We start from the raw sequence: 20,610 nt of genomic DNA, 5'->3' as shown, positions 1-20,610 counted from the left end.
GGTGGATTCGGCTTGTAGCGATAAATCGGCGATTGCTTCGCGCGTGCTGCAGTTACATACGCCAAGTATGCGCCCTTGCACGCGCTTGCAAAACGCCAATTTCTCATCTACAATCCTAGAATCCTTTGCAGGCTCGCTTACATTTTTGGCGTTTCCAAAAGCGGATTCTAATCCTAAAATCTTAGAATCCAAAAGCAGTGAAAATCACAAAACAAGGCGCAGCCGCAGTTTCTTTAGTAAATCAACCGCGAGCAACTTTAATCTAGAATCCATTTTTTCATCACAAGCCGACTCCCTATTGTCATCGCGAGCCTTGCGACAGCAAGGCGTGGCGATCCACAAATCCGCGCAAGCGGATTCTAATATGAAAATGGATTGCCACGCAATCGCTACCGCGCTTGCTCGCAATGACAGAGGCGTGTGGGGAGTGGATTGCCACGCGGATTTTCAATCCGCTCGCAATGACAAGAAAAACGCCGCTAGCAAAAAAGTGGATTCTAGGCAAACCACCCAAAAATCCAGCCGCAAGCAACTCACACTAGAATCCACTTTTACACCACAAATCCAACTCGAGTGTGAAAAATCCACCCAGCTCCTAGAATCCATTTTTTCATCACAAGCCGACCCCCTATTGTCATCGCGAGACTTCCGCAAGGAAGTCGTGGCGATCCACAAATCCGCAAAAGTGGATTCTAGTGTGAAAATGGATTGCCGCGCAATCGCTACCGCGCTTGCTCGCAATGACAAGAAAAACGCCGCAATTCTAAACGAGCAGCCAAAGGATTCTAGGTTTTGCGATGAGAAACCTTTGCTTTGCAAGCCGCGCAAGGAGATAAGACTTGCGGTCTATCGACACAGCGCGGCGCAGCAATCAAAGGTTTATCGCGCAAAGCCGAATCCACCAGCCAAATTTAACTAAGGATACCCCCAATGCTAGAAGAAGACTTTACCGCCATCACCTCCTCCCCTCTAATAAATTGGCAAGCCTTTGCCAATGCCAATGTCCTAATCACCGGGGCAAACGGCTTCCTGCCAGCCTATATGGCAAAGACCCTGCTAAATCTTAATGCCACGCTTCTTAAATCAGCCCCCTGCCGTGTGCTAGCTCTGGTGCGCAATTATAAGCACGCTAGAGAGGTATTTGCCCCCTATTTAGACCCTACTTTTACAAAGGATTCGGCTTTGGGTAATCATAGCGGCGATTTAGCAAATTTTGGGGTAACCGCAGACTCAAGTCTAGCTCCACCCCAAAATTTGCTAAAAGCCCCACTAGCACTACCGCAAATCCTAGAATCCCAAAGCGATGGTGAAAAACCCACCGAGTGTGAAAAATCCACGCAACCCCTAGAATCCACTCGGCAAGACCTTATCCTAATCACCCACGATGTGAGCGAGCCACTTAGCCTCCCCTATCCTATCCACTACATTATCCACGCTGCCTCGCCTGCTAGCCCTAGATTCTACAAAGATGCCCCGCTATCAGTGATCTACCCCAATGTGCTAGGCACGATCAATATGCTAAATCTCGCCCGCATAAATCCTGTGCGATCTTTCCTCTACTTTTCTAGCGGCGAGGTGTATGGGGAGTTTGCCGGGGAGATTGATGAGAGTGCCTATGGCTATGTCGATCCCACTTCCTTGCGATCTTGCTATGCCGAGTCTAAAAGAATGGGCGAGAATCTCTGCATAGCTTATGGGAGCGAGTATGGGCTGCCTGTGAAGATCGCGCGTCCATTTCACACCTATGGTCCGGGTATGAAGCTAGATGATGGCAGGGTATTTGCGGACTTTGTGCGATCTGTGGTGATGGGGCAAGACATCGTGCTAACAAGCAGCGGAGAGGCAAAAAGGAGCTTCCTCTACCTAGCCGATGCGGCGATCGCGTATTTTTTGATTTTGACAAAAGGAGTGAATAATGAAGCCTATAATGTAGCCAATGAGCAAGGGATCGTAAGTATCAAGGAGCTAGCGCAGATCATCGCAAGCCTCTTCCCAGAAAAGGGACTAAAAGTGCGCTTTGAAGCTCCAAAAGAGAGCTATATGCCAAGCCCCATTATGTCTTGTGCTGTAAAGACAGATAAGCTTAAGGCTCTAGGCTGGAGCCCTAAGATAGCCATAGAGCAAGGATTTTACAAAACTATAAGGAGCTATTTATGAAAACATTGAAATCCCTAGAATCCGCCTTTTTGCAAGGCGAGCTACCAAAGCCAGAGTATATCACGCAGATGTATAAGCTGCACGATAGGCTCTTTGAGTATGCGGAGTTTATCGCTAATCGCGACATAGAAGAGATAGTTATCACGCCTAATTGTGTGAGGGTTGCTGTGCGCACACAAACGGGGGGGGGGGGGGGGTAACCTTGCTGCTACAAAAAGGCTGCGAGCGAATGACCCCGCTAGAGATCTTAAACTTCAAGCACTATGAGCGACTAGATAGCGCGATGATTTTCACACTTGTGAGAGATGGGGACTTGGTGCTAGATATTGGCGGCAATATCGGCTACTACTCCATAGCCCTAGCCAAGATGAAGCACTGCACGATCCACGCCTTTGAGCCGGTGGCTAGCACTTATAGGCAGTTTATCGCCAATGCCTACTACAACGGCGTGCAAGATCGCGTGCGTATCAACAACTTTGGGCTATTTGATAAGAGTGGGGAGCTGACATTCTATGTCTATAAGCAGGATTTTGGCAATGCTTCTGCGGCGATTATGCACGAGGAAAAGGAGAATGAAAAGATCATCTGCAAGGTAGAGCGGCTTGATTGGTATGTCAAAGAGCAGGGGCTAACGCGCATAGATTTTATCAAGCTTGATGTGGAGGGGGCGGAGATTTTCGCGCTTAGAGGGGGGCTAGAAAGTATAGAGAAGTTTAAGCCGATATTGTTTGTAGAAATGCTTAGAAAATGGGCGGCGAAGTATGGCTACCACCCAAATGAGATTATTGCGATGCTGGAGCAAATTGGCTATGGGTGCTACTATACCTGCGAGCAGGATTCTACTTTAAGGCTTATGGGCTTAGAAACGATGACAGATCACACACAAGAAACAAACTTTTTCTTCCTCCACAAGGAGAAGCACAAAGCCTATATCGATCGCTTTAGCCTAGAATCCTCGTTTTGACATTCAAGCTTTTTGTCATCGCGAGCTTTGCGCCACGCCAAGCCTCTATGGTCATCGCGAGACACTGCGCCAGCAGGGGCGTGGCGATCCACAATAAAAGCGGATTCTAGGGCAAGGGCGGTTGATTCTATGGATTGCCACGCCTTGCAGAGCAAGGCTCGCAATGACAGAGAAGAGACTGCATTTGCTCGCAATGACAGAAAAAACGCCGAAAGTCAAAACGCAGTTTCTTTAGAAAAAGTGGATTCTAGCTCCGCTCAAAGTGTAATCAAGCTAGGCACAAGCAAGGCTCGCTATCAATGCCTACATACGCGCAAAATATGCTAAAATACGCGCAATGCAAGCAGAAAAAGTAAAGGGACTAAGACAGAATGACTAAAGAGCAGCTGCAACAAGAAATCATAGAAAAAGTGCGCGAGTATTATGCCCTAGCACACGCCTCTAGGCAGGAGTTTATCCCCGGAGCTTCTAGGATCAATTATGCAGGGCGGGTGTTTGATGAGCGCGAGATGGCAAACGCCACGCAAGCGGTGCTGGAGTTTTGGCTCACAAGCGGCAAATGGACCAAAGAGTTTGAAAACAAGCTAGCAGCATATCTTGGCGTGAAATACGCGCTAATGGTCAATTCCGGCTCTAGTGCCAATCTACTAGCATTTTTCGCGCTTACTTCCCCACTTTTGGGCGAGCGGCAAGTCAAAAGGGGTGAAGAGGTCATAACCTTAGCCGCAGGCTTCCCTACGACTATCGCGCCGATGATCCAGTATGGCGCGGTGCCGGTGTTTGTGGATATTGATGAGTGCGCAAATATCGATATAAACGCGCTAGAATCCGCCCTAAGCCCTAAGACAAAGGCAGTGATGATCGCCCACACTTTGGGCAGCCCTTTTGACATCGCACGCGTAAAAGCCTTTTGCGATGCGCATAATCTCTGGCTTATTGAAGATAACTGCGATGCGCTAGGCTCTCTCTATCAAGGGCGTAAGACAGGGAGCTTTGGGGATATTGGCACAAGCTCTTTCTACCCACCTCATCACATCACCACAGGCGAGGGCGGCGCAGTCTATACGAGCAATCCACTGCTAAAAAAGATCCTGCTATCAATGCGCGATTGGGGGCGAGAGTGCTTCTGTGAAAGCGGCGTGGATAATACTTGCAAGGCTAGATTCTCCCAGCAGTGTGGGGAGCTGCCTTATGGCTATGATCATAAATATGTGTATAGTCATTTTGGCTTTAACCTAAAAGCCACGGATCTGCAAGCAGCTATCGGCGTAGCCCAGCTAGAGAAGCTAGAATCCTTTGTCGCAAAAAGGCGTGCAAATCACGCGCGATTATGCGAGCTGCTGCAAGGAGTCAAGAGGCTTAGGATCATACAGGCGCAAGGAGAGAGCGAGCCTGCGTGGTTTGGCTGCTTGATGATAGTAGATAGTGATGCGCCATTTACGCGCAATGATCTTGTGCAGCACCTAGAATCTAGAGGGATCCAAACGCGCGCGCTCTTTGCCGGCAATATCACCAAGCACCCGTGCTTCACGCATTTAGAAAATGGCAGGGACTATCGCATTGTAGGCGATCTAGCGCGGACAAATGCGATGATGGAAAGAGGGCTTTGGGTGGGGGTGTATCCGGGACTAGAGCAAGCCCAGATAGAGTATATCGCCAAAGAGATTAGGGAGTTTTGCAATGCCTAAAACCCAAAAAGCACAATCTTCTAGCACGACAATTTTTTATGGCGTGGGCGACGCGCTTAAAGATAGCTACACCAAAGCCGAGCAATACGCCATTATCGCTGAAGTGGAGCGGCGATGCAAGCAGTATTTAGACCCTAGCTTTGACCCTACAAGCTTCATCTACCCTAGGGATAATTTCGCCTTGACTGCAAATGTGGAGTCGCGATGTGTGTTTAGGCAAAGCCTAGAATCCTCATTTGACAACACAGCCACAAACGCCCATTCTGTCATTCGGGTCCGCGATAGCAGTGGCGCGGCGATCCATAATAAAAAAACGGATTCTAGTAAAGACTATTCTGCTAGCGCAGAATGTATGGATTGCCACGCCGACAAGTCGGCTCGCAATGACAGAAAAAACGCCAATACGCAAAGTGCAGCTTTTTTAGAAAACGAGGATTCTAGCAACGCCCATTTTTCACAAGCCGATCTTTCTCCGTCATTGCGAGACACTGCACCAGCAGTGGCGTGGCAATCCACAGCAGCAAATGAAAAATTGGATTCTAGGGCAAGGGCGGTTGATTCTATGGATTGCCACGATTCTGCTACCGCAGAATCTCGCAATGACGATAAAAAAGTGGATTCTAGGGAAAACGCCGCAATTCTAAACAAGCAACCAAAGGATTCTAGGATTTTGGAGCTAGAATCCACTTTTGAAGTAGCCAGCTCGCAGGCGGAAGCAAGGCTAGATTCTAGTAAAAGCCCAAGCGATTCTAAGATTTTAGATGAAAAATGTGGGTTGCAAGGACAATCGCAAGGGAGTTACCTTAGCGGTAATGAGTGTAGCGATTGTCCGCCGCTCCCGCATTTTTCGCTAAAAGCTGAATCGCCACAAGCAAAAAAGCCGCTCTTCACTATTGCTATCCCCACTTACAAACGCGTAACCCTTCTCCGCCGCGCCATCCTTAGCGCACTAGCCCAGGACTTTGATGAGCCTTATGAGATCATTGTCGTAGAAAATCCGCTTGAGCCTATAAGCTACCCCGCAGAATCTATGCTACAAGAATTTGCCCACCGCATAACCTACTACCAAAACGCCCAAAATATCGGCGGTCTGGGGAATTGGAATCGCTGCTTAGAGCTAGCACGGGGCGAGTGGGTGTGCTTGCTCCATAGCGATGATGAGCTGCTGCCTAGCTATCTAGCGCGTATGAGTAGCCTAGCTACCAATCCTGCCTACGCCCACGCCACGCTTATAGGCGCGATCGAAGATACTAGCGATGTATATCCACGCACGCGCTTACAAAAGCTCTATGCCAAGTGTATCTCACAAGCGCGCTTACAAAAGCTGCAAATGCAAGCCCCCTTTGAAGATGGCTTTTGCGGTATGCCGCCTAGGGCATTGCTGCATAATCGCGCTAAGTGCATAGAAATCGGCGGCTATGATGAGAGCGAGGCTCCTAGCGGGGATATGACATTTTTCAATCGTGCGGCACTTTGTGGGGAGGTGTTTTGCTACCGCGCAGAGCTGCTTACGCGCAATCACTACGATGCTTCAAGCTGCAAGGATCCAAATGTCGCGCTAATGATGATCCTGCAAAATCCGCAGATGATTTTGGGCTTTACGCGCAAGCTTACTCACGCCCAGCTTGTGGGGAATCATCTGTGGTGGAGTCGGTATTTTGCGCATTTGCCGCTGCTTAGACTCTATGCGCAAATGCGCTTATCCCAGCAGTTTAGGCTCTTTGGGCTACGCCCTAGCTACACGGAGCGAAGCAAGCAGTATGTAAAAGAGCATTGCCCAAGCATTTTCACCGCGCTAAAAATGCTCAAATCCCTGCTTACAGGGCGATTGTCTCTACAAAACGCAGAATCTAGCACACAGAGTGAAAAAGTGGATTCTAGCAATGCTCAAAGCCTAAGCCACTCCACACAAGCCTCTGGCGCAACAGAACTTCCCCCCCCCCCCCCGTTAGATCTTCTTTTTAGTCGAGTTTTTGTAGATCCTTTTTTATCATCGCGAGTTTTATCATCGCGAGGCTTGCCCCAGCACGGCGTAGCGATCCACAAATCCGCAAAAGTGGATTCTAGCGAAGTCAATTCTGCTAGCGCAGAATGTATGGATTGCCACGCGGATTTTCAATCCGCTCGCAATGACGATAAAAAAGTGGATTCTAGGTTTTCTACCCACAACGCCCCAATTTTCAGCGACTCGCAGGCGGCAGGATTTTGCGATGATTTTGTGGGTTTTCAAGGCGGGGGCGAAGGGATTTATCTAGGCGATAATGAGCAAGCCCCCGCCGCAGAATCCCGCAAAAGCGCGCAAAAGCCAACGCCCAAGCCAAGCAAAGCCAAATCCTCCAAGCAGCAGCTAATGCCCAAACTAGCAAGGGCTAGCTAATGCTAACCATCCTACTCACCGGCTCCACCGGCTTCATCGGCTCGCACTTTATCCAAGCGTGCTATGAGCGATTCCACATCATAGCCCTTGTGCGCCCTAGTAGCGATACGACAGCTATCGCGCCATATTGTGAGATCGCGCACTATGATGGGAGCATAGAGTCTTTGACCCAGATTTTTGCCACACACAATATCGATGGAGTGGTGCATTTGGCGGCGTTTGTGCAAAGTGGGCGTAGCAAAGGGCAGGAGATTGCTAATCTTATCGCGGCAAACCTCACGCTAGGGACGCAGATTTTAGAGACTCTAGCGACTTATCCGGCGCGATTTTTTATCAACACACTCTCCTACTTTCAATTTGCCAATGCTAGCAGTTATAGCCCCTTTAATCTCTACGCTGCGACCAAGCAGGCGTTTTATGATATTTGCGTGCATTATGCCGCGACCTTGCCGACAAAAATCGTGCATATCTTGCTCTATGACACTTATGGAGAGAATGACCCTAGGGGCAAGATCCTAAGCCTATGGCGCGATCTTTTGCGCAATCCCCCAAAGCAGAATCTAGCGATGAGCGATGGGCTACAAGTGCTAGATCTCACCCATATCGATGATATTATCAGCGGCTTTGCCCTAGCCATAGACTCCATAGACTGCCTGCATACAAGCACCATCTACACCCTAGAATCCACCAATCGCATACGCCTAAGAGAGCTTGCTAGCGTGTTTGAGAGCCTAGCTAATGCACGCTTGCCGCTAGATTTTGGCGCGCGCGCAAGTGCGATCCCAGCAATCCAAATGCCTATAAGTGTAGATCGCATAGATGGCGAGCTTGCTGCAAACGGGGGGGGGGGGGGAATCCAGCCAAGAAATCCGCCATTTTATGCCACTTGCCAAGCTGCCTAACTATGCCCCAAAAATCAGCCTAGAAGCTGGGCTTATGCGCGTGATTTCACCACCTAAACAATAAAGGAGTAGTAATGCAAAAACAAAAAGTGGATTCTAGGAGCTGGGATTCGGTCTTGGGTGAGCAATGCGGCAGTATTGCAAACTTTGTGAAAGGCACGACCGCCAAGGTCGCTAACCTTCCCCAAAGTTTGCAAAGCTCCCACAGCCCCACCGCAACTCCTAGAATCCTTGAGGAAGAAAGCCAAACGGAAAGTAAAAACGAAAAGGAATAGTAATGCAGACTATAAAATACACCATCATAATCCCCGTGCGCAACTGCAAAGAGTTTGTGCCATACGCGATAGCTAGCGTGCTAGAGCAAGCAGGCGATAGGGAGGACTATGAAGTTATTGTCAGTGATAACTACTCAAGCGATGGCTCGTATGAATTTGTGCAAACACTCGCACATAAGAGGGTGCGAGCTATGCGCCCGCCGCAAGTTTGCACGATGAGTAGCCACTATGAGTGGCTTTTATCCCAAGCACAAGGGGAGTGGGTAAGCATTGTAGGCAGTGATGATGGCGTGCAGCCCTACTTCTTCCACCTAAGCGATCGCTTGATAGAGCAGGCTCAAGCAAAAGGGATAAGGATTGTCAATGGTGCTAGGGCATATTACTTCTGGGAGGGGTGTAGTGAGAGCTACAAAGATATTCAAACCGCCTACATAGCCGAGCCTAGGTTTATCATCAAAAATGCGCAAAAAGAGTTTATCCCCACGCTGCTTAGCGCGGAAGGGTTTTTTGCTATGCCACAAATTTATGCCGGCTCTTTGGTGCATAGAGATGTGATAGCAGAGATCAAAGCTAGGCAAAATGGCGTTTTCTACAAAAGTGCTAGCCCAGATGGCTTTGCTAGTGCAGCGATCGCAAGCCTAGGGGAGTGCTATATCCACTCACATATCCCGCTTACTTGGATAGGCTCTTCGCCAAAATCCATTGGCGGAGGTGTCAATAAGCAGAAAGAAAAGGAGCTTTTTGTCCTGCCAAAAGATAGCATAGAGTGTGCCAAGGAGCTTGGCGGAGACTACGCGCTTTTAGGGGATATTGCCGTAACGATGTGGATGTGGGAGCCTATGCTTAATGCCAAAATGCTCCAAGATGAGAAAACGCAAGCCTTTTGGCGATCAAAGTGGGCTAGCACGATGTTTTTAGCCACTATTGTAAAAGAGCGGCGCAAATACCCACGCATACAAGATGACTACGCGCTAGGGGAGCAGCGGCTCAAAGCCTTGATAGAGCGGACTAAAACGAGCAAGCTAGCTATCTATACGCTAGCCTTTTTACTGCGCTTTTATCGGCAGGACTTTTTCTCCCGCGCATATAGAAAGATCTTGCGCACTTGTGGGCTACTAGCTAAACCTATAAAAGTGGATTCTAGCTACAAATCCCCCACGCAAAATGCCAATATCCTAGAATCTAGTAAGCTTACCCTAGCGGTGTATGAAGCGCATTTTGCAAATAAAGCGATCACGCTAGAGCGCAAGCACTACTAGCTACCACGAGTAGCTAAGGCTTAGTCCATAAGTGGTTCCTGCTATATCTGTGCCTATATCAGGGGTGATTAGGAGCTTCCTAGGCTTATAAGGTGTGGTAAATATCCACGCTACTCCCCACGCGATCGCACTTCCGGCAAGCACCTGCCATACACTATGCTTCCTAGCGACCACGCGCGAGGCATCAGTGATGATCCCAAGCCCGATAAGTGGCAATGCCGGCTTCCACCCATAGCGGTAATACACAAACCCAGCCGCGCTAAAGCTCCCGCCGGCGTGTCCGCTTGGCATACCTTCCCAATTATCGCAGCAAGGGCGTTTGGCAAACTCTAGCTCCCCCCAGCCCTTATCGTGGGCAAATTGAAAGCTCTTTTTGACCACTTCTATCACCCCTTGGGTAACAAGCGAGCCAGCTGCGAGCTGCACAGCTCCCTCATAGTCTTGCATACCAAGGCTTACGATAAGCACGCCAACAGGTGCGAGAGTTAGCACATCGCCCACTTTCTCAAAAGGCTCGCGAGCGTATGCGGTGCTAGCAGTGCTAACAAGAAAGGCTAAGTAGAGTAGCAGCCCCGCACAAAAGCGGCTATGCAAAAAGTGGATTCTAGGCATTAAGCTACGCGGCTAGTCTTTGATATGCTGGCGGCATTTATCGCAGATGACAAATAGGCGCATATCGTGGCTTACAAGCTTGGCTTTGTAGGCACTAGCTACTTGGATTTGGCGAGCTTCTATCTCTTCATCGACAAACTCTTGAATATCCCCACAATGCAGGCAAATGATGTGATCGTGATGCTCCTTTGCTGCGATTTCATAGCGTTTGCCTGTCTTGCCCGGCTCTAGCGCGGTGATGAAACGCTCTTTTTCCAAAAATCCTAGAATCCTATACACAGAAGAAATACTTGTAGATTTATCACGCTGGCGCAAGTTTGCCGCGATTTCTTCAGGGCTTAGGTGGGTGCCGCTTTTGTAAAGCACGCTTATGATCTCTTCGCGTTGTTTGGAGTTTTTCAACCCATTTTGGCGGATAGAAAATCGCAGTCGCTCTAAGATAGATTCTAATGTCTCAAGACGATTTTTCACTTTCATAATTAAACAACCTCGCAATATCAAATACATTGTGGGAATTATAGTTTAATTTTTGCAAATAAAAAAACTTTTTAAGATTTGATAGGCTATAATCGGCGTTTCTTAAGAGATCATATCAAGGGGTTAGACAATGTTTGGCGGCACAAATAGGGAGATGAAATTAACTCTACAAAAACAAGAAGAAGAAATAAGAAAGCTAAGAGAGCAGGTTGAGCATTTTAAGAAAATAGCGAGCTTTTCCTTTGAAGAGGCACTTATAGGGGTGAAAAATGGCGAGATCGCTTTCCAAAACAACATCGCTCAAAGCTTTCCTGACCTTGATCAAATTGTCGATGTGCTTAAGCCCGGTCAAGAATATGTATCAACACAAACTCATAGCTTGCGCATAAAAAGTGAGACCATCGATGGCGCGACTTTTTATCGGTTTGTCGAGATGAATCCTAGATGTGATAAAGGCGATGGCGGAGTTGATCTCTTTGCCGTGTATCACAAAAGCCTTAAAGATGGCATTATGGGGACACAAGCTGCTTTGCAAAAGATCCTTGAAGAGACAGGTCTGCTCTCTACCAAAGCAGCAGAAAATGAGCAAGTGAGCTTTGAGGTGCGCCAAAGAAGCGAAAATGTCGAGCAAAGTATCAATTCTCTTTATGAGAGAATGCAAAATGCCACCGAGCTTGTAGCTTCACTTGCCCAGCGTAGCAATGAAATCACCAATGTTGTCTCACTGATTGATGATATTGCCGAGCAGACCAATCTCCTAGCCCTAAATGCCGCTATCGAAGCCGCTAGAGCAGGAGAGCACGGCAGAGGCTTTGCCGTTGTCGCTGATGAAGTTCGCAAGCTAGCAGAAAAGACACAAAAAGCCACCAAAGAAATCGCCATAGTTGTAAAATCTATGCAGCAAGAAGCAAGCGATATTCAAACAAGCACCGAAGAGACCGCTGGCTTTACCCAAGAGGTCAAATCTGGCATTGATGAGATCTACTCAATGGCAAACCAAACGCTTGTATCCGCAAGGCTTGCTAAACACGCTGTCAATATTTGCGATAGCCAGATTTTCTGCACACTTGCCAAGCTTGACCACACTGTGTTCAAAAACAATCTCTACGCCCTACTCTTTGGCGTATCTGATAGCTTCAATCAAGTCCCCCATACTGCTTGCCGACTTGGGAAGTGGTATTTTGAAGGCGATGGCAAAGCAAACTTTAGCGAGACATTGGGGTATAAGAAAGTCGATGCTTTCCACGCTACTGTGCATGATGAAGCTAATGCACTTGCCCAAAGCCTGCTTGATACAACTAAAGCCACGCCAAAATCTCTCATCGACACAAAAATCTCTGCTATGGAGAGAGGCTCTGAAGGCGTTATGGCAAGTATCGATGAAATGCTCGCAGAAAAAGTTGCACAAATCAAAACATATATCAAAAACTGCGATACATCTGCTCCACACACTATCCAAGATGAACAACCTGCTGATGAGACAAACCCACAAGACTAGCCTAGCAGATTCTGCTGGTGCTTGCAGCTCTTGAAAGTAGGATTATGATTAAAAAAGCTTTTTTCTCTCTTGTTATTCTTACAAGTCTTGTTGGAGTCTCTTATATTGTGCTTTTGTATAAGGACTTAAGCACTGACATTGACAAGGTCAAGCACTATACCCCCAAGCTTGCAAGCCAGATCTATGATAGGAAAAACCGCCTAATAGCCAATGTCTTTGACACAGAGTTTCGATTCTATGCGAAGTTTGATGAGATCCCGCCGCGTATGATAGAAGCACTGCTTGCCATAGAAGATACGCTATTTTTCGAACATAGTGGGATCAATTATGACGCCATTATCCGCGCGATGATTAAAAATATCAAAAGTGGTCGTTTTGGCGAGGGGGGTAGCACGCTTACCCAGCAGCTTGTCAAAAATGTCATACTCACACGCGAGCGCACCTTTAGCCGTAAGATCAAAGAAGCCCTGCTTACAATCCAAGTCGAGCGTGTGCTAAGCAAAGAGCAGATTTTAGAGATTTATTTAAATGAAGTGTTTTTTGGGCACGGCTATCACGGCGTGAAAACCGCTGCTATGGGGTATTTCAAAAAGCCTTTATCTATGCTAAGTCTTAAAGAAATCGCTATGCTAGTAGGGCTGCCCAATGCCCCTAGCGTGTATGATCCCACAAAGCGCATAGATTTTTCACTAGCGCGTGCAAATGATGTGATCCGCAGAATGTATGACTTAGGCTGGATCTCTAAGGAATATGCCCAAGCCGCACTTGCAGAAGTGCCTGTTGTGTATAATCAAACCTTGACGCAAAATATCGCGCCCTATGTTACGGATTTCGCGCTTCGCCAGCTTAGTAATATCAAAGATATTAAAACCGGTGGCTATACCATTAAGCTTAATATCGATTTAGAATACCAAGCCCTAGCCCAGCAAGCCCTAATCAATGGCTACAATGGCATACAAGAGCGATTGCAAAAAGTCTCCAAAAATGCTAACGCGCAAGAGCAAGATGAGCAGAGCAAAACAGATACATTTAATGGTGCGATGGTCGTTACAGATACGCGCACGGGCAAGATTCTAGCCCTTGTGGGTGGCGTGGATTTTGCCAAAAGCCCCTTTAATCGCGCCACCGATGCAAACCGCCAAATCGGCAGCAGTGTCAAGCCATTTATCTACCAAATAGCCCTTGACAAAGGCTACTCCACCGCGACAAAAGTCCCAGATGCAGCAAGGGATTTTGATGGCTATCGCGCGGGCAATGTCGATAAATCTTTCCGCGGGCTTATCACCTTGCAAGAGGCATTGATGTTCTCACGCAATCTTGCCACACTTAATATCGTGCAGCTTGTGGGCTTTAGCGCGATTTATAACGGCTTGCTTGAGTATGGGTTTAAAGATCTAAACACAGATATGACAATCGCCATTGGTAGCTTGAATGCCACGCCACTTATGCTAGCGCGCGCCTACTCGATATTTTCAAACTATGGCACGCGCGTGGATCCTATCTTGATCGATAGTGTGATTGATATAAACGGCAATGTTTTTACCTATGATACACAGCAGACAACTATAACTTCGCCTGAACAGGCGTTTTTGGGTATATCAATTATGCGCGAGGTGGTGGCAAATGGCACAGGCAGGCGTGCAAGAGTCAATGGCATAGAAGTCGCAGGCAAAACAGGCACGACCAACAACAATGTAGATTTTTGGTTTTGCGGTTTTACGCCAGATGTGCAAGCGATTGTGTGGTTTGGGCGTGATGACTCTAAGCCCATAGGGCAGTATGAGAGCGCAGGGCTTGTAACAGCACCGGTGTTTGCGGAGTTTATAGGCAATGTCTTGCGGCTTGATCCCGCCCAGCGCAAGAAGTTTGTCGTGCCAGAGAATGTCAGCTCAAAAATGCTTGATAAGTATAAATTCTACTACACGACAACCTCTCCGCTTCCTAGCGCATCAAGCGCGCCTACTGAGCAGAATCTATGGTGATAAAGTCTCAAGGATATGCGAGGTATTGCACACTATCAAGCAGCTTTGCGCACAGCTTGTCCATCTATGACAAGGACTATACACTGCTTGCTAAGACAACAAGAGCTTGCATATTTTTAAAACAATGCTAGAATCCACCCTTACTCCCAAAACTCCCAAAGGATCACAAATGCTTACAACACTCAAAAAGCTTCTTAAAGCCATTATCCCAGAGTCATTCTTGCGCAAATACTACCCATATCGGTGGCAGCTGCATAACTGCCTTGTGCTAGCAAGAGAATACAACCAACTAGAGAGTATGCAAAAGTGGCAATGCCTTGATAAATCCGGCGCACCGCTCGCGTGGATCACCTATCCTTGCTTAGAATACTTAGAAAGCTTAGATTTCTCACATAAGCAAATTCTTGAATGGGGGGGGGCTACTCATCTTTATATTGGGGGGAGAGAGCAGAGTCTGTCGTAAGTATCGAGAGTGATAAGAAGTGGCACGCAAGCATTTGCCCTAAGGTTTTGCCGCACAATGCAATGTATCTTAAGACACAAATCCACGCTGCAGATGCAGCAAATGATTATGCACGCTTCCCATTGGGGCTTGGGAAAAAGTTTGATGTGATTGTCATTGATGGAGGCGATATTGATGGCATAAACACGCGCCTACCCTGTGCCAAAGTAGCCCTAGAGCTACTTAATACAAGCGCGCCACAAGGGGCTATGATCATCGTGGATAATGCTGATTGGCATAGTGGGGTTACGCGATTCTTGCGAGAGTCTGGGCTGATACAGGTGGATTTCTCTGGGTTTGGTCCTATCAATTGCTACACTTGGAGCACTTCGATCTTTTTGACAAGGAATTTCGCCTTTATGCCAAAACTCCTTAAGCAGCCACTCTACTCTAAAGATGCATTGCATTTTGAATATGACAAAGAGTAGCTAGGGCTTTGTGATTTTCTTGGCAGGTGATTTTACGCCGTTTGTGATGATGAAAACGCGCTGTGCAAAAAGTGGATTCTAGTATGGATCGCCACGCTCGTTACACTCGCTCGCGATGACAATTTGAGCTTTCACACTAGAATCCACTTTTTCTAAAGAAGCTTCGCTTTGTGATTATAGTAGTGCTACTAGAATCCTCGATTTTGCAATACAACAAGACTTAGCGGTCAAAATCACAAGTGCCACTATAATTTAGCAAGAACTTTAGCTATAATGCGCACTATTTAAGCACAAGGACTACAATGCCCCACAACACTCAAGCAAAAGGGCTGACTTATAAGGATTCTGGCGTTAATATCGATGAAGGTAACGCCCTAGTTAGCGCGCTAAAACCTCTCGTGCAAAGCACATTTTCCCCCCAAGTCATCGGCGGGATCGGCTCCTTTGCCGGGGCTTATGCCCTGCCCAGTGGATACAAAGAGCCTGTGCTACTTGCAGCAACTGATGGCGTAGGCACAAAACTTAAGCTCGCCATAGAATCCAATAAGCTAGATTCTGTGGGGATTGACTTGGTGGCGATGTGTGTCAATGACCTTATTTGCAACTTTGCTACGCCGATGTTTTTCCTAGACTATTACGCCACAGGCAAGCTGGATAAAGATGCTGCCTTGCGCGTGATAGGTGGCATAGTCGCAGGCTGCAAGCTGGCAGAGTGCGCGCTCATTGGCGGAGAGAGTGCAGAAATGCCTAGTATGTATCAAAAAGGGGACTTTGATCTAGCGGGCTTTGCCGTAGGGATCGCTGAAAAAAGCGAAGTAGAATCCACCTTAAGCGCGCAAGCTGGTGATGTGCTTATCGGGCTGCCTAGCAGTGGGCTACACTCTAATGGCTTCTCGCTTGCTAGGGCATTGCTCTTTGATAAGCTTGCTATGCGCTTTGATGAGAAGCTAGGCGATCAAACGCTCATTGACATACTTTTAGAGCCTACAAGAATTTATGTCAAAACATTCAAAGCCCTAAAGCCGCTTATCCACTCACTAGCTCATATCACAGGCGGAGGCATTGTAGAGAATCTCCCTCGCGCCCTGCCTAGCCACCTTGGCGCACGCATTGATACAAGCGCGATCCCTAGGCAGGAGATTTTCACACTTTTGCTCAAACATATCGAGCGTGAGGAAGCTTACCGCGTGTTTAATATGGGCGTTGGAATGATTTTTGCTGTGGCTAGGGAAAATGTCGCTGAAATTCTTGCCAAAAGTGATGGATTTGTCCTAGGGGAAGTGATCGAGTCTCGTGGCATTACGCTGGTGTGATTCTATGTAATGGCATTACGCCCAAACCTTAGCAAGGAAATATCTTGAAATCTTTTTTGAAAGCCTACACGCTTCCGCTACTAGTTTTGGTGCTAGGTGGTGGGATCTACTATATTGTCTTTTCTACAAGTGTCCAATCTCGCCTAGGGGATAGCGATGCCCCTAAGCCCAAAGACTCTACCATAGCCAAAGAGCCAGAATCCACTCCGCCATCTATCAATGCACAAGGTGAGATCTACACCACTGATAACAATATCTTGCACCTATCTAGTGAGCCAGCAAACCTAGCCCAAAATGATCTCCCAGATCGCGAGCCTAGCACGCAAGATCCCCATTCGCAAGATCCGCTAGAATCTAGCACGCAAACTCCTGCCCATATAGATTCTACTAGCTCTACTTCTCCTGCGCCAGAGACTATCTCAAGCCCTATCCAAGACATTTCCCAAGACATTTCCGCCCAGCCCAATGACAAAAGACCTGAAGCCATCTACTACTCCAAAGCCGTAAGCCTTAATATCCGCGCGATCCCCAAAACCTCCGGGCGCATTCTAGGCAAGCTTACTTTGGGGCAGAGTGTCGTAGTCGTGGAGATCCAAGATGAGTGGGCAAAGCTTGATTCTGGTGGGTGGGTGAGCCTAGCACTACTCTCTCCCACACAGCCAAGCGAGCGACTCTATGTCGTCCTGCCCAACACCCTAAATATCCGCCAAAGTCCAGAATCCAGCGCACCTGTGGTAGGCGCACTCTACAAGGGGCAAAAGGTCCAAGTAGAGATGACCCAAGATGAATGGGCAAAGATTAATTCTGGTGGGTGGGTAAGCCTGCGACTTATCAAAGCTCTGTAATGCACTATCTCTGCGTCTTTGGCAATCCTATCGCCCACTCTCTCTCGCCTTTTTTGCATAATGCGATCTTGCAAGCCTACAATCTCCCCTATCTCTATGGGCGATTTATGCTTGATAGCACGCAGGATCTAGGCAGGGCATTTGCTAGACTAGGGCTTTGCGGGGCAAATATCACGCTACCTTTCAAAGAGCACGCCTGCCAGATCGCTCACTCTCTCTCGCCACTAGCCAAACACATTGGCGCAGTGAATACGCTCGTGCGCGATCAAAGCGACCAACTCATAGGCTACAACACCGATGCGCCCGGATTTGTTATGAGTCTTTTGCTAGAGGGATTTACACTAGGGCAAGAGAAGAGCATAAACGGGATAGAAATGCAACAGCTCGCCCCGCTTATACACCAAAAGGGCAAAGAATATGGCAAGGAGAGCATAGAATCTGCGCTGATTTTAGGGGCTGGCGGTAGTGCCAAAGCCATAGCCTGTGCCTTGCAGCAGTGTGGTATCCGCACCCTAGTGGCAAATCGCTCAAGCAAGCACGAAGCATTTTTCACACAAAGACAAATCCCTTACTGCACCTTTGATGAGCTAGATTGTAAAAATGTGGATTCTAGCGGGCGGTTTGATCTACTCATTAACGCCACCAGCTCTAGCATATCCCACGCCCTACCCCTACCAGAATCCACTCTGCGCCCCTTGCTCACACAAGCCAAGCTTGCCTATGATCTAATGTATGGCGCACCTTCGCCCTTTATACGCCTAAGCCAGCAATGCCACACAAGGCATAAAGATGGCGCGGATATGCTGATTTTACAAGCCATTAGCGCACTTAGACTTTTCTGCCCACAGCTTGAAAATACCCCTAGAATCTATGCGATTATGCGCGGTATTTTTCCTACCTTATCTGCGTAATACACTATATAGCCCTTATGGATTTGCATAAAAACACACGAGCAGTTTGCCTCATCTCTATCGCTCACGCTTAGTGATCCGATCTTGCTGAAAGCTCCGTAATTATGGCGTTTTCTTAAATATTTGTATATACAATTATTTAAGAAAACATTAAAATCTTTGTGTTATAATCGCGCTTCAATTTTTATAACTATATGACTAGAATCTAGGAGTTTATTATGCGATATGGTATTGCGCTACTACTTTGCGCCTATGCTTATGGGCTATCTTTCCAAGCTACGCCACCGGTGCCAGAATCTAGCGCGCGCGTAAATGTAAGCACTGCACCTTTAAGCGAGCCTACAAATACGCTAGCCACACAGGATAAGCCAGCCCTAGGGGTCAATGAGCTGCTTAAGCAAATCGAAGATCTCACTAAAGATTCCACCCAAAAAGTAGGGCTTAAAGACTTACTAAATGGTGCGGATAATAACTACTCCCTCCAAGCCCAAATGCTCCAAGCAGAGTCAAACAAAAAAATCGCTTCGGTCGCTAAAGCGGCGTTTTTACCTAGATTTGATGTAGATTATGGCTACCAGCACAATTACAAAACTATCGAGAATATGATGCAATTTGGTAACTTTGGTAACTACCAAACCCAAGCGGCAAATGCACGCTTCTCGCTTGATCTCTTTAGCGGATTTAGCACCATCAATATGATTAGAGAGAAAAACGCCACCTACCGCTCATCAGTCGCTGATGTAGAATACACCAAGCAAAGTATCTATCTCCAAGTGATCCAGCAGTATTACAGCTATTTTAATAATCTCTCCCAGCTCCTATCGCTAAAACGCCAGCTTGATCAAGTCCGCGCAGATTTGACACGCATACAAAAGCTCTATGACTCTGGGCTATCCACCATCGATGACCTAGAATCTTTGCGCTCGCAAGTCTCATCAAACGAATACCAAATCGCTGATATGCGCCTAAGTGTGGAGCAAAATATCCTAATGCTAAAATACCTAACCAATATCGATTTTGATGGGCTAAAGCGCGAGGATCTCACCACCCCAGCGTTAAAAGACAATCTCGAGCGACAAGACATCATCTCGCTAAAAGAGCAGATAAACGCCCTAAAATATCAAAACAAACAGCAGCATTACTACCCCATTATAACGCTTACTGACACCTACTCGTGGCAGATCCAAAAGCCCGAGTATGTAACCAATCCCACGAAGTTTGGCAGTGATCCTTCAATGGCTTCATTTTATCAAAGAATGTTCCCCACACACGCTAACACCATAGGTCTAAGCGTTACGCTAAAAGTGTTTGATGATATAGGCGTAAGCTTTCAAAAGCAAGCCCTGCGCCTATCCCAGCTCGCCCAAGAAAAGCAGCTAGCCTATAAACAAGCCGAAAAGACAAAAGATGAAATGCTCTATCGCAAGACGCTTGAAGTGGCACAGAGCAAGATCCTCTCCGCTGAAGCAAGCCTAAAATCCGCGAACATCTCCTTTGAGAATGTGCGGAAAAAATACAACAACCAGCTTGTAAATTTCACCGACTATCTACGCGCGCTAAGCACTAAATACAACGCTGAAGCCACCTACAATCAAGCCCTAAACAATTATGAGCTACAAAAGGCAAACTATATCTTTTATAGCGGACAACAAATCCAAGAATATATTAAATAAGGAGAAAAAATGAAGCAGATTCTACAAACAATGGTGATAAGCGTGCTTTGCGCAAGTGCGCTTTATGCAGAGGAAGTCTATGCGATCTTTAATGTCAAAGCCGTGCAAGATGCCAATCTAGCCCTTGATTCTGGCGGGATTGTGGATAAAATCCTAGTCGATGTCGATACTGCTGTGAAAAAGGGCGATGTGCTACTCACCCTTGCCAATAAAGACAAATCCGCCCAGCTCCAAGCGATCAAAGAGCAATATATCTTTGCCAAAAAGCAATATGAGCGATATAGCAAAAGTGCTGATGTGATAGATAAAAACACCCTAGATCAATACCACTCAAACTTCAAAAAGCTAGAGGCTGATTACAACTACTACCAATCAAGCTATGACAAAAGTATCTTGCGCGCACCTTTTGATGGCGTGATCGCAGAGAAGAAGATCGAAGTAGGCGATGGAGTAAGCGGTGCTTCTACGACACTTTTGCGCCTTGTAAGCACGAGCAAGAAAATTGTCTTGCAGTTTGATTCTAAATATCAAGACAAAGTGCGTGTAGGGGATTTGTATGAATATAGCATTGATGGCGGTGGTGCGAAAAAGACTGCTACCATTACTAAAATCTATCCGGCAATTGATACCACTACACGCAAAATGACTGCTGAAGCAGCCGTGGATAACGCGATGACCCCCGGACTCTTTGGCGATGGCTTTATCAAAATACGCTAGATTCTAGGCTTAGCATAAGGACAACCACAA

At 47.2% G+C, this 20,610-nt stretch carries 21 protein-coding genes and 1 pseudogene; 20 read left to right on the top strand and 2 right to left on the bottom strand.

The window, feature by feature from the left end; all coding sequences use genetic code 11:
- The first annotated feature begins 1 nt into the window (after position 1).
- The 10 genes from NYG90_RS01110 (at position 2) to NYG90_RS01065 (ending at position 9,622) form a co-directional block, all read left to right on the top strand.
- Positions 2–919 carry a hypothetical protein gene (locus tag NYG90_RS01110; protein ID WP_285264573.1) on the top strand — a complete coding sequence of 306 codons (918 nt, stop codon included), beginning with the start codon at positions 2–4 and terminating at the stop codon, positions 917–919.
- 11 nt (positions 920–930) lie between these two features.
- Positions 931–2,157 carry an NAD-dependent epimerase/dehydratase family protein gene (locus NYG90_RS01105; protein ID WP_285264572.1) on the top strand — a complete coding sequence of 409 codons (1,227 nt, stop codon included), beginning with the start codon at positions 931–933 and terminating at the stop codon, positions 2,155–2,157.
- Entirely contained in the window at positions 2,154–2,357 is a 204-nt protein-coding gene (locus NYG90_RS01100) for a hypothetical protein (RefSeq protein ID WP_285264571.1), read from the top strand. The genes NYG90_RS01105 and NYG90_RS01100 overlap by 4 nt, the downstream gene beginning before the upstream one ends.
- Before the next feature lie 29 nt (positions 2,358–2,386).
- Entirely contained in the window at positions 2,387–3,121 is a 735-nt protein-coding gene (locus NYG90_RS01095; protein ID WP_285264570.1) for an FkbM family methyltransferase, read from the top strand.
- A 12-nt stretch (positions 3,122–3,133) separates the two neighbouring features.
- Entirely contained in the window at positions 3,134–3,448 is a 315-nt protein-coding gene (locus tag NYG90_RS01090) for a hypothetical protein (protein WP_285256326.1), read from the top strand.
- Positions 3,449–3,492: 44 nt separating this feature from the next.
- Positions 3,493–4,809 carry a lipopolysaccharide biosynthesis protein RfbH gene (gene rfbH, locus NYG90_RS01085; protein ID WP_285256325.1) on the top strand — a complete coding sequence of 439 codons (1,317 nt, stop codon included), beginning with the start codon at positions 3,493–3,495 and terminating at the stop codon, positions 4,807–4,809.
- Positions 4,802–7,186, top strand: a complete 2,385-nt coding sequence (locus NYG90_RS01080) for a glycosyltransferase family 2 protein (protein ID WP_285264569.1) — start codon at positions 4,802–4,804, stop codon at positions 7,184–7,186. Before rfbH ends, NYG90_RS01080 begins: the two co-directional genes overlap by 8 nt.
- Complete coding sequence (locus tag NYG90_RS01075) at positions 7,186–8,088, top strand: NAD-dependent epimerase/dehydratase family protein (RefSeq protein WP_285264568.1); 903 nt, start codon at positions 7,186–7,188, stop codon at positions 8,086–8,088. The genes NYG90_RS01080 and NYG90_RS01075 overlap by 1 nt, the downstream gene beginning before the upstream one ends.
- A gap of 74 nt (positions 8,089–8,162) precedes the next feature.
- Positions 8,163–8,363 (top strand): hypothetical protein, encoded by a 201-nt coding sequence (locus tag NYG90_RS01070; RefSeq protein ID WP_285256322.1) that lies wholly within the window; start codon positions 8,163–8,165, stop codon positions 8,361–8,363.
- A gap of 2 nt (positions 8,364–8,365) precedes the next feature.
- Positions 8,366–9,622: a glycosyltransferase family 2 protein gene (locus NYG90_RS01065; protein ID WP_285256321.1), complete on the top strand. Its 1,257-nt coding sequence runs from the start codon at positions 8,366–8,368 to the stop codon at positions 9,620–9,622.
- On the opposite strand, the gene NYG90_RS01060 is transcribed toward NYG90_RS01065, so the two are convergent.
- Together NYG90_RS01060 and fur are read right to left on the bottom strand one after the other, a co-directional pair.
- Entirely contained in the window at positions 9,623–10,216 is a 594-nt protein-coding gene (locus NYG90_RS01060; RefSeq protein ID WP_285264567.1) for a phosphatase PAP2 family protein, read from the bottom strand.
- Positions 10,217–10,246: 30 nt separating this feature from the next.
- Entirely contained in the window at positions 10,247–10,711 is a 465-nt protein-coding gene (gene fur, locus NYG90_RS01055) for a ferric iron uptake transcriptional regulator (RefSeq protein WP_115011081.1), read from the bottom strand.
- Positions 10,712–10,841: 130 nt separating this feature from the next.
- Between fur and NYG90_RS10635 the strand changes: the two are divergent.
- The 10 genes and pseudogenes from NYG90_RS10635 to NYG90_RS01010 form a co-directional block, all read left to right on the top strand.
- Positions 10,842–11,642 (top strand): annotated as a pseudogene (locus NYG90_RS10635) (methyl-accepting chemotaxis protein); the annotation flags it as partial.
- Positions 11,643–11,699: 57 nt separating this feature from the next.
- Entirely contained in the window at positions 11,700–12,209 is a 510-nt protein-coding gene (locus NYG90_RS10630) for a CZB domain-containing protein (RefSeq protein ID WP_434062952.1), read from the top strand.
- 44 nt (positions 12,210–12,253) lie between these two features.
- Positions 12,254–14,191, top strand: coding sequence for a transglycosylase domain-containing protein (locus tag NYG90_RS01045; protein ID WP_115011079.1), 1,938 nt, complete (start codon positions 12,254–12,256; stop codon positions 14,189–14,191).
- A 169-nt stretch (positions 14,192–14,360) separates the two neighbouring features.
- Entirely contained in the window at positions 14,361–14,654 is a 294-nt protein-coding gene (locus NYG90_RS01040) for a hypothetical protein (protein WP_285264566.1), read from the top strand.
- Positions 14,600–15,121: an O-methyltransferase gene (locus tag NYG90_RS01035; protein ID WP_285264565.1), complete on the top strand. Its 522-nt coding sequence runs from the start codon at positions 14,600–14,602 to the stop codon at positions 15,119–15,121. The genes NYG90_RS01040 and NYG90_RS01035 overlap by 55 nt, the downstream gene beginning before the upstream one ends.
- 302 nt (positions 15,122–15,423) lie before the next feature.
- On the top strand, positions 15,424–16,434 hold the full coding sequence (purM, locus tag NYG90_RS01030) for a phosphoribosylformylglycinamidine cyclo-ligase (RefSeq protein ID WP_285256317.1): 1,011 nt from the start codon (positions 15,424–15,426) through the stop codon (positions 16,432–16,434).
- Between the two features lie 44 nt (positions 16,435–16,478).
- Positions 16,479–17,279: an SH3 domain-containing protein gene (locus NYG90_RS01025; protein ID WP_285256316.1), complete on the top strand. Its 801-nt coding sequence runs from the start codon at positions 16,479–16,481 to the stop codon at positions 17,277–17,279.
- The gene (locus tag NYG90_RS01020) at positions 17,279–18,190 is read left to right on the top strand and encodes a shikimate dehydrogenase (protein WP_285256315.1); all 912 of its coding nucleotides are present in this window, start codon (positions 17,279–17,281) and stop codon (positions 18,188–18,190) included. The genes NYG90_RS01025 and NYG90_RS01020 overlap by 1 nt, the downstream gene beginning before the upstream one ends.
- Positions 18,191–18,408: 218 nt before the next feature.
- Positions 18,409–19,863 (top strand): TolC family protein, encoded by a 1,455-nt coding sequence (locus NYG90_RS01015; protein ID WP_285256314.1) that lies wholly within the window; start codon positions 18,409–18,411, stop codon positions 19,861–19,863.
- Positions 19,864–19,872: 9 nt separating this feature from the next.
- Positions 19,873–20,580 (top strand): efflux RND transporter periplasmic adaptor subunit, encoded by a 708-nt coding sequence (locus NYG90_RS01010; protein ID WP_115011072.1) that lies wholly within the window; start codon positions 19,873–19,875, stop codon positions 20,578–20,580.
- Positions 20,581–20,610: the final 30 nt, after the last annotated feature.

Source organism: Helicobacter zhangjianzhongii (genome assembly GCF_030249855.1).
In the GTDB taxonomy this organism is placed as follows: Bacteria; Campylobacterota; Campylobacteria; order Campylobacterales; family Helicobacteraceae; genus Helicobacter_B; species Helicobacter_B zhangjianzhongii.
Note: the sequence above shows the minus strand (reverse complement) of the source record. Positions and strands in the feature narration are given on the sequence as shown.

Bases quoted from the DNA above. Each gene is read 5' to 3' on its own strand.
- NYG90_RS01105 (WP_285264572.1), top strand. From the start codon at position 931: ATGCTAGAAGAAGACTTTACCGCCATCACCTCCTCCCCTCTAATAAAT.
- NYG90_RS01100 (WP_285264571.1), top strand. From the start codon at position 2,154: ATGAAAACATTGAAATCCCTAGAATCCGCCTTTTTGCAAGGCGAGCTA.
- NYG90_RS01095 (WP_285264570.1), top strand. From the start codon at position 2,387: ATGACCCCGCTAGAGATCTTAAACTTCAAGCACTATGAGCGACTAGAT.
- rfbH (WP_285256325.1), top strand. From the start codon at position 3,493: ATGACTAAAGAGCAGCTGCAACAAGAAATCATAGAAAAAGTGCGCGAG.
- NYG90_RS01080 (WP_285264569.1), top strand. From the start codon at position 4,802: ATGCCTAAAACCCAAAAAGCACAATCTTCTAGCACGACAATTTTTTAT.
- NYG90_RS01075 (WP_285264568.1), top strand. From the start codon at position 7,186: ATGCTAACCATCCTACTCACCGGCTCCACCGGCTTCATCGGCTCGCAC.
- NYG90_RS01070 (WP_285256322.1), top strand. From the start codon at position 8,163: ATGCAAAAACAAAAAGTGGATTCTAGGAGCTGGGATTCGGTCTTGGGT.
- NYG90_RS01065 (WP_285256321.1), top strand. From the start codon at position 8,366: ATGCAGACTATAAAATACACCATCATAATCCCCGTGCGCAACTGCAAA.
- fur (WP_115011081.1), bottom strand. From the start codon at position 10,711: ATGAAAGTGAAAAATCGTCTTGAGACATTAGAATCTATCTTAGAGCGA.
- NYG90_RS10630 (WP_434062952.1), top strand. From the start codon at position 11,700: ATGGCAAACCAAACGCTTGTATCCGCAAGGCTTGCTAAACACGCTGTC.
- NYG90_RS01045 (WP_115011079.1), top strand. From the start codon at position 12,254: ATGATTAAAAAAGCTTTTTTCTCTCTTGTTATTCTTACAAGTCTTGTT.
- NYG90_RS01040 (WP_285264566.1), top strand. From the start codon at position 14,361: ATGCTTACAACACTCAAAAAGCTTCTTAAAGCCATTATCCCAGAGTCA.
- NYG90_RS01035 (WP_285264565.1), top strand. From the start codon at position 14,600: ATGGGGGGGGGCTACTCATCTTTATATTGGGGGGAGAGAGCAGAGTCT.
- purM (WP_285256317.1), top strand. From the start codon at position 15,424: ATGCCCCACAACACTCAAGCAAAAGGGCTGACTTATAAGGATTCTGGC.
- NYG90_RS01020 (WP_285256315.1), top strand. From the start codon at position 17,279: ATGCACTATCTCTGCGTCTTTGGCAATCCTATCGCCCACTCTCTCTCG.
- NYG90_RS01015 (WP_285256314.1), top strand. From the start codon at position 18,409: ATGCGATATGGTATTGCGCTACTACTTTGCGCCTATGCTTATGGGCTA.
- NYG90_RS01010 (WP_115011072.1), top strand. From the start codon at position 19,873: ATGAAGCAGATTCTACAAACAATGGTGATAAGCGTGCTTTGCGCAAGT.